The organism is Pseudomonas sp. JV414 (assembly GCF_032424305.1).
GTDB classification, from domain to species: domain Bacteria; phylum Pseudomonadota; class Gammaproteobacteria; order Pseudomonadales; family Pseudomonadaceae; genus Aquipseudomonas; species Aquipseudomonas lini.
Map to the genome: position 1 here is coordinate 659,949 of NZ_VYKC01000022.1, position 12,719 is coordinate 672,667.

The 12,719-nt window shown below is 55.6% G+C and carries 11 protein-coding genes; 6 read left to right on the forward strand and 5 right to left on the reverse strand.

Translation table 11 applies throughout. The annotated features are described in order from the left end of the window. The first annotated feature begins 53 nt into the window (after positions 1-53). The 5 genes from F6R97_RS26945 to F6R97_RS26965 are packed head-to-tail and all read left to right on the forward strand — an operon-like array spanning position 54 to position 5,059. Positions 54-1,166 carry a polysaccharide biosynthesis/export family protein gene (locus F6R97_RS26945; RefSeq protein ID WP_167344816.1) on the forward strand — a complete coding sequence of 371 codons (1,113 nt, stop codon included), beginning with the start codon at positions 54-56 and terminating at the stop codon, positions 1,164-1,166. Positions 1,167-1,180: 14 nt separating this feature from the next. After that, positions 1,181-1,840 carry a YjbF family lipoprotein gene (locus F6R97_RS26950; RefSeq protein WP_038978350.1) on the forward strand — a complete coding sequence of 220 codons (660 nt, stop codon included), beginning with the start codon at positions 1,181-1,183 and terminating at the stop codon, positions 1,838-1,840. Next, complete coding sequence (locus F6R97_RS26955; RefSeq protein WP_315867382.1) at positions 1,837-2,604, forward strand: capsule biosynthesis GfcC family protein; 768 nt, start codon at positions 1,837-1,839, stop codon at positions 2,602-2,604. The genes F6R97_RS26950 and F6R97_RS26955 overlap by 4 nt, the downstream gene beginning before the upstream one ends. 8 nt (positions 2,605-2,612) lie before the next feature. Beyond that, positions 2,613-4,703: a YjbH domain-containing protein gene (locus F6R97_RS26960; protein WP_315867570.1), complete on the forward strand. Its 2,091-nt coding sequence runs from the start codon at positions 2,613-2,615 to the stop codon at positions 4,701-4,703. Next, on the forward strand, positions 4,700-5,059 hold the full coding sequence (locus F6R97_RS26965) for a VanZ family protein (protein ID WP_038978353.1): 360 nt from the start codon (positions 4,700-4,702) through the stop codon (positions 5,057-5,059). The genes F6R97_RS26960 and F6R97_RS26965 overlap by 4 nt, the downstream gene beginning before the upstream one ends. A 480-nt stretch (positions 5,060-5,539) precedes the next feature. Here the strand turns inward: F6R97_RS26965 and F6R97_RS26970 are convergent, their stop codons facing one another. From F6R97_RS26970 to F6R97_RS26990, 5 genes are all read right to left on the reverse strand, one after another. After that, positions 5,540-6,934 carry an undecaprenyl-phosphate glucose phosphotransferase gene (locus F6R97_RS26970; protein WP_038978354.1) on the reverse strand — a complete coding sequence of 465 codons (1,395 nt, stop codon included), beginning with the start codon at positions 6,932-6,934 and terminating at the stop codon, positions 5,540-5,542. Between the two features lie 480 nt (positions 6,935-7,414). Then, entirely contained in the window at positions 7,415-8,083 is a 669-nt protein-coding gene (locus tag F6R97_RS26975; RefSeq protein ID WP_007900813.1) for a winged helix-turn-helix domain-containing protein, read from the reverse strand. A gap of 38 nt (positions 8,084-8,121) precedes the next feature. Next, complete coding sequence (locus F6R97_RS26980) at positions 8,122-8,877, reverse strand: EAL domain-containing protein (RefSeq protein WP_048395022.1); 756 nt, start codon at positions 8,875-8,877, stop codon at positions 8,122-8,124. Between the two features lie 11 nt (positions 8,878-8,888). Further along, positions 8,889-9,620 carry a winged helix-turn-helix domain-containing protein gene (locus F6R97_RS26985; RefSeq protein WP_038978356.1) on the reverse strand — a complete coding sequence of 244 codons (732 nt, stop codon included), beginning with the start codon at positions 9,618-9,620 and terminating at the stop codon, positions 8,889-8,891. Between the two features lie 597 nt (positions 9,621-10,217). Next, positions 10,218-10,631, reverse strand: coding sequence for a VOC family protein (locus F6R97_RS26990; RefSeq protein WP_038978357.1), 414 nt, complete (start codon positions 10,629-10,631; stop codon positions 10,218-10,220). Between the two features lie 245 nt (positions 10,632-10,876). On the opposite strand from F6R97_RS26990, the gene F6R97_RS26995 reads away from it, so the two are divergent. Beyond that, a complete protein-coding gene (locus tag F6R97_RS26995; protein WP_048395019.1) occupies positions 10,877-12,688 on the forward strand; it encodes an ABC transporter ATP-binding protein in 1,812 nt (603 codons plus the stop codon). Positions 12,689-12,719 lie beyond the last annotated feature (31 nt).

The window sequence follows — 12,719 nt, forward strand, 5'->3', positions numbered from 1 at the left end:
AACTTTCTGGGTGATCTTGTTTTAGATTTGCCCTCGACTAGCGTAGTGCCATTATGATCCGTAGATTATCTGTTGTTATGCTGGCAAGTATCAGCTTGCACGGCTGTATGTTTTCGCCTGGTCAACACATGGACACCAGTCAAATGGTCAGTGACGGTTCTCCGGAGAGTAGCCGGGTGGAACTTATTCCGATCACTCCTAAATTGATTGCCATGGATGCCGCCACACGCGTACGCGAATCGGTCCCCGCAGAGTTGTTGTCTTATACTTCGGGTGGTTATCGTGTGGGTGCCAACGACCTGCTGTTTATTACCGTCTGGGATCACCCGGAATTGACAGCGCCTTCCGGGCCGCAACAGCAAATCGATGCCAACGGTCGCCTGGTTCGTCCGGACGGCACGCTGTTTTATCCCTATATCGGTAATATTCCAGCCGCCGGTAAAACCATTGAAGAGTTGCGAGCCTTTATCGCCGAGCGCTTGTCGCAATTTGTCGAAAGCCCACAGGTCGACGTCAGCGTATTGCGCTTCGCCAGCCAGACCGTGGTGGTTTCCGGTGCGGTGATCAAAGCCGGCCAGCAGCCGATCACCACCACTCCGTTGAGTGTGGTGGAGGCCATTGGCGCGGCCGGTGTGGACCCGACGAATGCAGACCTGTCAGGCCTGACGCTGACCCGCGACGGGCGCGAGTACAGGCTGGATCTGGACACCCTCAATCGCCAGGACTCACAGCTGCAGGGTGTCTACCTCAAGGGCGGCGATCGGCTGTACTTGCCTTATAACGATCTCAAGCGGATCTATGTCATGGGTGAGGTCAATCAGCCCCGCGCGCTGAGCTTCAAGAGCAAATCGATCAACCTGACCGATGCCTTGGGCACTGTGGGTGGCTTGAACCAGACCACCTCCAATGGCAACGCGGTGTACGTGATTCGCGGTGCGGGCAATCTGGAAACCGAACCGGCCAAGGTATTCCAGCTCGATGCAGAATCGCCTTCCGCTTTGGTGCTGGCCACCCGTTTCGACTTGCAACCGCAAGATATCGTCTATGTCGGCCCGGCCGGCGTGACGCGCTGGAACCGTCTGATTACCCAGCTCCTGCCTACCGCCAGCGTCCTCGGGACCGGTGCCAGCTCGGTTAACGACCTCAGCGAAGCCAACAGCAGATAAGGCTCTATCCCGCCGTGAAAATTTTGCCTACCTGTGCCTGTCTGACGATGGCGCTCTTGCTGTGCGGGTGTAACCCGTTGATGAGGGCCTCCTGGGACACCCTCGAATCCTCGGTCACAGGCCCTGCCTCCATCAACTTGACCCGCGCTCAGGTCGACGCCGTGCCGTATCCGCAAATCCTGGTCACCACCACCTCCAGCGAGGGGGTGATGGCCATGGCTCGCCGGCGGGGCGACCTGCAGTTCTGGGTCGCTTCTGGCAAGCAAGTGCTGATGATGCGCGACGGCCTGGTGGTACGCACGGTCGGGCTGGGCGTTTCTCTGGATGGCACTCGCTTCAATGATGAATCGCCGTTCAAACGCGGCCTTCAGCATTTACCCAACGGCTATACCAGCACGCGCTGGATCGACATCTATGACGGCAACCGTATCGGTATCGCCGTCAACAGCCGTTTCAGCACCCACGACATCGAGACCATCCGCATTCTGGACAAGGATTACGCCTTGCTGCGCATTGACGAGCAGGTGGATGTACCCACCCTGAATTTTCGCGCCACCAACCGCTATTGGGTCGACCCCCAGGACGGTTTCATCCTGCGCAGCGAGCAGCACCTGACGCCGCAGCTATTCCTGAAAATCGTTCAGGTACGCCCTGATCGGGGGGCTGCCCGGTGAAGTGTTCGAGCCTTGTGTTGCTGGGCGTGTTCTTGATGGGGCCGGGCGTGAGCCAGGCAGCCGTGACAGTCAGCGGTGATGTGCGCAGCCCCGGCCCCCTCGACGTCAAACCCGGTGCACGGTTGCTGGACGTCATTCGCGACGCCCAACCTAACCCCGAAAGTTACTGGCTGGGTGCGGCGTGGCTGCATCGCTCATTGGAGGATCAGCAGGCGCGTTTGAGGGCAGGCGTCCTGTTCGATCTGAAACTGCTGCAACGGGGTGCCTTGCTGGATGGCAAGGGCACGCGAGCAGATTTGAGTGCGCGCCTGTATGAGCAGATCGAGCGACTGCCAGTCACTGGGCGCCAGGTTGCCGTGCTCGACCCGATCGCCGTGGAAGTGGGCTTCGCCCGCAATGCGTTGCTGGATGATGGTGACCGTCTTGTTTATCCCGCGCGGCCGTCCACCGTGGAAGTCCTCGGGGCAGTCGCGCAGCCCTGTCATGTGCCTTACCGCGCCCTGCAAGAAGTCCGTGCCTACGTGCGGGACTGCTCCATCCTCGATGACGCCGAGCGCGATTACCTGTGGCTGATCCAGCCCGACGGCCAGGTCAGGCGCGTGGGTGTGGCGGCATGGAATCGCGAGGATGGCATCGTGGCTGCTCCTGGTAGCAGGATCCTGGTGCCGATCAGGAACGACGACCTCGAGACGCCGACCCCAGAACTCAATCAACAACTGGCCGAGTTTCTCGCCACTCAACCCTTGGCTGAGGTGGCCCCTTGAAGTGCCCGTTGACGTTACGTTTTGCTGCTGTATTGCTCCTGCCCAGCGCAGTGGTTCACGGTGAACCGCGTTATACACAAAGTGATTTTGGTGGCGTCGGTCTGTTACAGACCCCCACCGCGCGCATGGCCCCCGCGGGGGAGTTGAGCGCCACGGCCAGTCGTACCGATCCTTACACCCGCTATAGTTTTTCCCTGCAGCCATTCGATTGGCTAGAAGGCTCGTTTCGTTACACCGCGATCACCAACCGCAGGTACGGCACCGAAGAGTTGAGCGGTGATCAGAGCTTCAAAGACAAGGCCATCGACGTCAAGGCGCGGCTTTGGGAAGAAAGTCACTGGGCACCGCAGGTCGCCATCGGTGCCCGGGACATTGGCGGTACCGGGCTGTTTTCCAGCGAGTATTTCGTCGCCAACAAGCGTTATGGCGACCTGGATTTCAGCCTCGGCATTGCCTGGGGTTATCTGGGTAATCGAGGGGATTTCAGCAACCCGCTGGCGGTCTTCGGCAGCAAGTTCAACGACCGGCCAGAGAGCTCCGCGGTTGTCGCCAGGGCAGGGGACGTGAACACCAACGCGTATTTCAGAGGCCACCCTTCGTTGTTTGGCGGGGTTGCCTACCAAACGCCGTGGGCACCGCTGAGCGTGAAGATCGAGTACGAGGGCAACGATTACAAGAATGAGCCGCTGGACAACTCGATCAAGCAAGACCTGCCGATCAACATCGGCGTGGTCTACAAGCTCGCGGACAGTGTCGATCTGAGTGCTGGTTGGGAGCGTGGCAATACGGCGATGTTCGGTATCACCCTGCACACCAACTTTGTCAGCCGCAAGGCGCCGGTCAAGACGTACGACCCTCCTGCCGAGCCGTTGCCGGCGCAGGAGCCGTCGACCCCGGCTGACCAGGTCGACTGGGCCAATGTCTCCAACCGGTTGCAGCAAAATGCCGGCTACAAGGTGAAACGCATCACCCAGCGTGGCTCCGAGCTGGTGGTATATGGCGAGCAGTCTCGCTATTTTTATCCGTCCAAAGCCGTCGGGCGAGCCAGCCGGATTCTCGATAACAGCGTCAATCAGGACATCGACTGGTTCACCCTGGTGAATCAGCGTTATGACATGTCCATCGAGGAAACCAGCGTGCCGCGGGAAACGTTCCGCGCGGTCGTGAACAATGACCAGCCGCTGAAGGATCTGCACCGTACGACCGAGGTCAATCCGGCGACTGCGCACCGGGAAACCACGCTCTACACCCAGGCGCTGGATCCGTTCAGTTACGGCCTCGGCCTAGGCTACAAACAGAATATCGGCGGACCCGACGGACTGCTCTATCAGTTCACCGCCGATGCCGACGCGGAGTACCGTTTCACCCGCAATACCTGGTGGAGCGGCTTGCTCAGCGTCAACCTGCTGAACAACTACGACAAGTTCACCTACGATGCGCCGAGCGGGCTGCCGCGAGTGCGTACTGATCTGCGCCAATACATGACCACCTCCGATGTGATGATGCCGACGTTCCAGTTCAACCATGCGGCGCAGATGGATCGGGATTGGTACGGCATGGTCTACGGCGGTTATCTGGAGTCCATGTATGCCGGTGTCGGCAGTGAAGTGCTGTATCGACCTACGGGGAAGCGCTGGTCGGTGGGCGCAGACCTGAACTTCGTGCGTCAGCGGGACTATGATCAGGGCTTCGGCCTGCGTGACTACAAGACTGTGACGGGCCATGTCACCAGCTATACTGAACTGCCCAATGACATGCTTGCGGCGGTCAGCGTGGGGCGTTATCTGGCGCGGGACTGGGGCACCACCGTCGACTTGTCGCGGGTGTTCAAGAACGGCGTGAAGTTTGGCGCCTGGGTCACTCTGACCAGCGCGTCGAAGGAGGAGTATGGCGAGGGCAGCTTCGACAAAGGGATCTATGTTTCCATCCCGTTCGACGAGTTGATGAGTACCTCCACCATGCGTCGGGCCAACATCGTCTGGGCGCCACTGACCCGCGATGGCGGTGCGCGCCTGACCCGCGCCTACTCCCTGCAGACCATGACCGACGGACGTGACAGCGACCTGTTCTACAACAACTTCGAGAAAATTACCGAATGATCACGTGGCTCAAAGGCTTGGTCGAGTTGCCGTTCTGGCTCCGGGGCCTGGTCTTTGCCTCGGTGACCGTGATTCTGCTGTTCGCGGGTTTGCGCTCTCAGCCGATCCCGGAGCTGTTCGTCGAAGAGGACAAGCTCCATCACTGGATCGGCTTTCTGGTATTTGCGTGCAGTTGCCGCCTGGCCTTTCCCCATGTGAAATTTCGCTGGATCGCCGTGGGGTGTTTGCTCACTGGCGTGCTCATCGAGGCCATGCAAGGTTTGATGCCGCTGCGCACGGCTTCGCCCTACGACATGCTGGCAAATACTGTCGGCGTGTTGATGGGGTTATTGATTTCAAGGTACTGGGTGCGCTGAAAAGGCGCGAAGTACCAAGCAGTCTGTCGGCATGTTGTAACCGTTGATCCTCGCTATATCCCCCTCCTGCAACACCTCTCTTGCCAATGGCGCGAGCACGGTCGACCTGCTCGACCTGCTCGACACATTGAGCATCCATCCGCATTCATGCCAGTCAACCAAGTCGCAAATCTGTAGCAGCTGCCGAAGGCTGCGTTCGGCTGCGTAGCTGTCGTAAATTCAGAACTTGCGGTACGTCAGGCAGATCACGTCGGCCGGACTCACGCCTGCTTCGCAATCGAACGCAGCCTTTGGCAGCGGCTACAAAGAGTGCGTCATGGCTGAAATTGCGTAACTGACTGGCATTGAATCGGGATCAATGTGGAATGGGATATGAGGCGGTGGGGGCGGGGTGTTTGGGGCAGTCAGAAACCTGACTACCCCAGACTACAACCTTGTCAGCAATACGCTGAAGAATAGAAGGGATGAACGTCGCAGCGGTTAATAGATGTCCTTGGAAAAGAGCGTGAAGGGGGTCTTGATCAGGATCTTGATGTCGAGCCACAACGACCAATTGTTGATGTAGTTGAGGTCGATCTCCACACGCTTTTGCATCTTGTCGAGGGTCTCGGTTTCGCCACGGCAGCCGCTGATCTGGGCGAGCCCGGTGATGCCCGGTTTGATTCGATGGCGGGCCATGTAAGCCTGAATCTTTCCGGTGTAGTAGTCGTTATGGGCGATCGCATGGGGCCGCGGCCCGACCAGCGCCATATGGCCTTGCAGCACGTTGAAGAACTGCGGTAGTTCATCGATGGACGTGCGTCGTATGAAGCGGCCGACCGGAGTAATGCGCGGGTCTTCACGACCGGCCTGGCGGACTTGATGATCGTCGTGCAGGCGCATGGAGCGGAACTTCCAGACCTTGATGATCTTGCCGTTCCAGCCATGGCGCTCCTGTTTGAAGATAATCGGGCCTGGGGAGGAGATCTTCACCGCGACAGCGATTATCAGAAGCAGCGGACTGAAGCCGATCAGCGCCAGGGCGGCGAGACTTCGGTCCAGCAGCGTTTTGCTCAGCGCCGCTGTCGGGTAACTGGTCAGCGGGCTTTCATTGAGGTGGATGGCGGGCTGGCCATCCAGTTCGCTGACCGAGTGATTGAGCAACGTCATGCTGCCCAGGTCGGGAACCCAGACCACATCGACATTCGAGTCGAGAAGGTCGATGTACAGCGCTTCGACCTGTTTGGCTTCGCTCAAGGGCAGTGCGATGTACAACCGCCGGACATCGTGCACCCGGATCAGCTCGCGCAGTTCCTGCAACTGACCCACGATTCTGTGGGCATTGACGTTGGTAGACAGTTCGTTGGGTTTTGAGCTGATCAGACCGACCAGCGGGGGAAACTCGGTTTTGGCCAGTTTGTCTGCCAGATTCACCGCCAGTTGGTCGGTGCCGATAATCAGGGTGTTGTTTTGGCTGTGCAATTGCCGATGGTAGTGCCTGGAAAAACTGTGCAAAGGCAGGTACAGCAAGGCCTGTACGCAATAACCGGCCATAGCCCAGACCAGGATGATCTCCCGGGAGAACAATTCGCTGGTTTTGCTGATAAAGCCGATGCTGGTCAGGCCGGTCAGCGTCAGCAGCCACCCCAGCAGCAGTCGACCCAGGCCGGAAAGGTAACCATGCTGTTTGTGATAAACCAGCAGCAGGGAGTAGGAAGGGACCGAACCCAGGAAAGTAAGCACTGCCAGCACACGGTAATGGGCCTCTATTTCTCCTGTCTGATAGAGCGCCAGAGCAAATAACAACGCATTGACCGACGTGATGGCAACTATCCATTGCCCCCAGAAAGTCAGTCCTTTGGATATGCTGTTTCGATTAATACGATTATGTACCATCGCGGTGTCCCTCGGGCCTGCGCCACGTTGTGTATCAGTCGACGGTTAATAAATGGCAGCCACGCACAAAGGCTGAGCGAACGCGGTTCAGTCAGAAGTTATTTTTATTATTAGAAGGGGATAACGCGGGCTTATGGCTGGCCGTCCTGGCGTTGTTTTCAAGTCAGCTGATACGGTTGTCTCAGTGTCAGGTTTTTATACTAGTACCTAAATCTTTGTGTGTGTCTGACGAATTATAACGGCCATACTTTCAGAGGCCTTGTTATAAAAGGTCGTGCTCTTTTGTTAGGAGGATATCGCTCAATCGTCTATATAATTGCAGCATTCGATAAACGTTTGTCGGGTAGGCGAGGGATGAAACGGATTGGGCGCCAAGGGAGAGTTTATGGCGATATGCAGTGCAAGGAGGCAGGTTATGGATGTGGGTGTATCAGGTGAGGAGGGAAATCGCATTTATTGTTATTGTTATTGCGACCTCGCTCAGTAAGCGACTCTTATCCTTTGTGCCAGGCAGTAGCCTCGGTTTCTAACCGAGCGGACCAGCCGTTCTCCATTGGCTGCCGTCTTGAACTTTTTCTGCAACCGGCTCAGGCACATTTCAAGGCCGCTATATTGTTCCGGGTCTTTATCGATGCGTAGAATAAGATCGTTTTTGCTGAGTACCCGCCGATCACTGAGGACCAGTTGGGTGAGCATTAACGACTCGGTACCGGTCAATGGAATAGTGATATCTTCTTTGACCAATGTTCGATCGTCAGCATTAAACCACCAGATATCAGGATTGCCCTGAGACTCTTTAACCCGACTGACTGCGGAGATGAACTCTTCGTCGGCTACCGGCTTCTTGAGAAAGCCATCAACACCGAAGTGCGAAAAGTGATGGAGTTCTGAAGGTTCAGAGTTGGGCGTTATGAGGATGATTTCCGCATCTTTTTGATTTTTACGGATGAAACTGACATCGCTTAGCGATATGTCCGCCTGGTCGAGCAGGATGTGCGTGAATCGACTCTTTCGGATACGTTCGCTGCTGAGTTTACCTGACTCGATTTCAAAAGATAAATACAGGCGTTGTGCGAGAAGCGATTCGATTGCTTGTCGTGCCAGTTGGTCTCGGGTGAAAATCAGAAAGCTGTTATTCGGCGTATTCACAATAAGGTTCCTTCCTAGTCTGGTGAAATTTTCAAGACTTAAATAAGCTCGGTCGGTGAGTAATACCTCCCCTGAAAAAAGTCGAAGGGCATGCTGCGGGCCAGTGTGTGTAGTGCTTTGTGCTCCACGCGGTCCGCCACGAATTTGATCTTGCTGTCGTGGATCATCCCGCTCAGGCAGTCGTAAGATCTGTTGAAAAAGTCCTGGCTGTTTTCGACCATGATGTCGAAATTGGATTTGGTCAGGTCCACTTTTATGTAATCGAACAGCGCCAGGCTGATCAGTTTTTCGGTGCTGTCGTCGCTCAAATCAAAGCCATCGAAAGCGATCTCGATCCCATTGTCTTTTAATAGGTGAATGTGATTGATAATAGTTCTTTTTTCTTTCAGGTTGAACGACAGGAACGAACTGCTGTTAATGCTGGGGATTAGCTGTTGCTCATGCTTTTTGAGTACCGCTTGAGCATCGTTCATTTCCTTGATTAGCGCTTTATCCAATAAGGCAGATTGATTCATGGTCACGAACAGTTTGTTTGGCGCCGGTGCGGAATGGGAAGGCGCGGCCTCAATCTGTGAGAGGGCACTCAATTGGATCCGAGTCAGGACTTCGTAATAAGTCGCCAGTGGATGATCGGAATGCAGTTGTTGATACCCCTTGTTCAGCGGTGCTTCCTGTTTGGTCGCCTTGGCATAGATTTCGCTGCCGAACAGTTCATCGTTTCGTTTCAGAATCGATTGCCTGAAGAATACCAATGCGAAGTTTTCGTGCACGATAGCTTGCCTGCTGGGCTCCATGACCTAGTCCTTTAAGAGTGAAAGTTTGTTTGATTGACTGATACGACTCCTCGAAGCAGTCGATAGCCATAACCACGAACACTGTGAATGATGTTAATGCCAAAGTGTTTTTTGATTTTATTTCGAAGCCGGCTTATGGATTTCTCCAAGACGCGTGAGTCGTAGAGTTTTATATTCAAACCCATGGATTCGGCCATACTATCATGGTGCAGGATATTGCCTTCTGCGTTAATAAGTGCATCCAGGGCTTTCATTTCCTGATAGGCCAGATCCAGTTTGTATTCATCGTTATATAAGTGCAGGCATGTTTGGTCCAGGGTCAACTTGACGCTGGGTTGCCATTCAGGAGTTTCGAGCAACTCTGAGAGTAACCTGGCTTTTTCATCCTGATCGTTAGGTACATTGATGCAGTGGTCGGCTCCGGCCAGGTAGCATTCAATTTTAGCGTGCGGAGAGCGATAGTTGATTGCAACAATAATGGCCAGTTCTGTCGGATTCGTGCGTAACTTCTTGATCAGCGCCAGGCAGTCATTAAGTATCGAGGGGCTTTCAATATCGATCAGTACGGTATCGAGTGTTTGTGTTTCGATATCCAGGCTTGGCGGGTTTGGATAATCTAATGTATAAACATGTGTGAGATTGGGTACAAATAATTGTCGAAGTTTCTCTGTCGAGCGCCAAGTGCGCCCAATAGCGAGAATACCCCTCTGGCTATTTTCGATTTTGCTCTCAGTACTCATCATGTGAATTACTCATATGTGCTGGCGTTGCAATCTTAATACACAAAATACTGACGTTATCTGACTTTTTATAACATTTCCCGTCGTGAACACACGTCACTCCATCCTCGGTAGTTTTAGCTGATTCAATGACATAGGCAAATGCCGAGGCTTAGGCCCATTTGTTTTGTGATATCGGGCTTAGTTGGTACGCCCCTTTCAGTCGGACTAGGCTCTTTAGGTTGACTTTTCTATAAGCAATACAGACGCGATGGCTAATTGCCCATCTGGCTGCAGAACGAAGCACAACTGAGGAAGTCTTGCGTATGAACTGTGCGGATGCCCGCATTTTTGAAAATTTGAGTTGATTTATAAGGATATTCCACTGTGTTCTAGGGTGATGTAGGTGCACGTTGGGGAGGCGATCAGTACAGCGACTGCCTCTTTTTAGGGCGAATGAGAGGAGGACTATATTAATTGAGTGTTTTGGCATTATATTCGTAATATTTGTGTCTGGGGGGATTCGTGATGTGTAGTAATTCTGTTTGGCTATTGAAAAAAAATTCCCAAAGTTGATATTAAAGCGCCAGTAAATTTATGTACTAACCGGGGGGAGCCCTGTCACTGATCCTTTTCGCAATTAATCATCCACGCCACACCAAACCGATCGACCAGCATCCCGAAACGAGCCGCCCAGAATGTCGCCTCCAGCGGCATTTGAATACTGCCGCCTTCCGCCAATGCAGCAAACACCCGCTCTGCCTCCGCCACACTGTCGACATTCAACGAAACCGAACAACCGCTCATGCCAGTGGTGGGGCGATCAGGTGTGGTGTCCGACCCCATGATTGCCTGGTCTGCGACCAGCAGGCGCGTATGAATGATCAGGTCATGGCAGTCCGTTGGAACATGGTCGCGAGCCGGAGTTTCGCCGAAGGTCATCATTACTTCTATCTGGCCTGGCAGGCTTTTGGCGTAGAACGTGAAGGCGGCCTTGCATTCACCGTTGAAGATCAAGTAGGGATTGATTTTCATGTTTTGCTCCCGATTATGGAGAGGGCACATCGGCTGGACGTTCAGGTTCGTCCTCGAATCCCGATGGGCATTGACTCCCCATATCAAAGCGCTAAAACGTAGCGAGTGAGGGTGTTTTTTTAGATGTTTTTACGATGGGCGTGGCCAGCTTTATCGCGTCCTGTCCCCGTAGAGTGGATGGCTCATTCCACGTACTGTAGAACCTGCCGCGCTCCTCTGACGTCCGCCACCGAGTCCATCGCCCTATGCCTGTCCTGACCCGTTTTGCCTCTTTGCTCGACCAGGCGAGACGTGCCTTGTTGCTGGTCTGGGGAACATCCCGTGGGCTGTTTCTGGGGTTGGTGCTGGCGACCCTGATTGCCGGTGTGTTGCCGGCGCTGGCGGCTTGGTTGGGGCAGCGGATTGTCGACGCCGTAGTCAACGCCATGCAGTTGCACACCCAGCAAGGGAGTGCTCCGTTATGGCCGGTTGTGCGGTATGTGCTGTTTGAAGCGGGCGTACTTGCGTTGCTGTCCGGGACGCAGCGCGCTCTGTCGGTTCAGCAGTCGCTGTTGCGGGTGCAGTTGGGGCAGAAGGTCAATACGATGATACTGGAGAAGGCCCAGACGTTATCGTTGGTTCAGTTCGAGAATTCGGAGTTCTACGACAAGCTGGTACGGGTGCGGCGCGAGGCATCGACCCGGCCGCTGGCGCTGGTGATGAAGTCGCTGGGGCTGATCCAGAACCTGATCGTGTTGATCAGCTTCGGTGTCTTGCTGGTGCATTTTTCGCCGTGGGCGCTGGTGCTGCTGGTAGTTGGGGCGTTGCCGGTGTTCTTTGCCGAGGCGCACTTTTCCGGGGATGCCTTTCGCCTGTTCACGCGCCGGGCGCCGGAGAGTCGGCAGCAGAATTACATCGAGACGCTGCTCTCCCATGAGGGCTATATCAAAGAGGTAAAGCTGTTCGGCTTCGCGCCGCTGCTGTTGAAGCGTTATCGGGACACGTTTGCTCGTCTCTATGCCGAAGACCGGCGCCTGACGCTGCGTCGCGATGGCTGGGGTTTTGTACTGGGGCTGCTGGGCACCGCTGCGTTTTATCTGGCCTATGCCTGGGTCGTGGTCGATACCGTTCACGGCAACATCAGCCTTGGGCAAATGACCATGTACCTGGTGCTGTTCAAGCAGGGGCAGGCGGCCGTGAGCAGCAGCTTGAGCGCGATCAGTGGTCTCTACGAGGATGGCCTTTACCTGTCGAGCCTCTACGAGTATTTGGCCGAACCGGTTATTGCCGATAGCGGAAGTCTTACCGTGGGCGCGATGCCCGGCGATGGTTTGCGTTTCGAGAACGTTGGTTTCCGTTATCCGGGGGCGAGCCACGCCGCTTTGCAGGGCATCGATCTGCACCTGCTGCCGGGCCGCAGCGTCGCCCTGGTAGGGGAAAACGGTTCGGGGAAAACCACGCTGATCAAGTTGCTGACTCGGCTGTATCGCCCCGATCAGGGCCGTATTTTGCTGGACGGCAGCGATTTGCAGTCCTGGGACGAAGAGGCGCTGAGACGGCGCATCGGCGTGATCTTCCAGGACTACATTCGCTATCAGTTCTCCGTGGGCGAGAACATCGGTGTGGGCGATACGTTGGCGTTCAACGATCAAGCACGTTGGCAGCAAGCGGCCGCCGAGGGCATGGCTGCGCCCTTCATCGAGCGTCTGGATCGCGGTTACGCGACGCAGTTGGGCCGGTGGTTTGCCGGTGGGCAGGAGCTGTCCGGTGGGCAATGGCAAAAGATCGCCTTGTCTCGTGCCTACATGCGCCGCGACGCCGATATCCTGATTCTGGATGAGCCGACCTCAGCCCTGGACCCGGCGGCGGAAGCGGCGGTGTTCGAGCATTTCAGTCAACACACCGAAGGCCGCATGACGTTGCTGATTTCTCACCGCTTCTCCAGCGTGCGCAATGCCGACCACATCATCGTGCTGGACCAGGGGGCGATTCTTGAGCGAGGCGATCACGACAGCCTGGTCGCTGCGGGCGGGCGCTATGCGCAGTTGTTCAACGTGCAGGCTCGTGGTTATCGGTAGCGCCTCAATCCCCTGTGGGAGCGGGCTTGCT

What these genes read in the sequence shown, in the direction of transcription:
- F6R97_RS26945 (WP_167344816.1), top strand. Translation starts at nt 54, where the DNA reads ATGATCCGTAGATTATCTGTTGTTATGCTGGCAAGTATCAGCTTGCAC.
- F6R97_RS26970 (WP_038978354.1), bottom strand. Translation starts at nt 6,934, where the DNA reads ATGGTACATAATCGTATTAATCGAAACAGCATATCCAAAGGACTGACT.
- F6R97_RS26965 (WP_038978353.1), top strand. Translation starts at nt 4,700, where the DNA reads ATGATCACGTGGCTCAAAGGCTTGGTCGAGTTGCCGTTCTGGCTCCGG.
- F6R97_RS26995 (WP_048395019.1), top strand. Translation starts at nt 10,877, where the DNA reads ATGCCTGTCCTGACCCGTTTTGCCTCTTTGCTCGACCAGGCGAGACGT.
- F6R97_RS26980 (WP_048395022.1), bottom strand. Translation starts at nt 8,877, where the DNA reads ATGGAGCCCAGCAGGCAAGCTATCGTGCACGAAAACTTCGCATTGGTA.
- F6R97_RS26985 (WP_038978356.1), bottom strand. Translation starts at nt 9,620, where the DNA reads ATGATGAGTACTGAGAGCAAAATCGAAAATAGCCAGAGGGGTATTCTC.
- F6R97_RS26990 (WP_038978357.1), bottom strand. Translation starts at nt 10,631, where the DNA reads ATGAAAATCAATCCCTACTTGATCTTCAACGGTGAATGCAAGGCCGCC.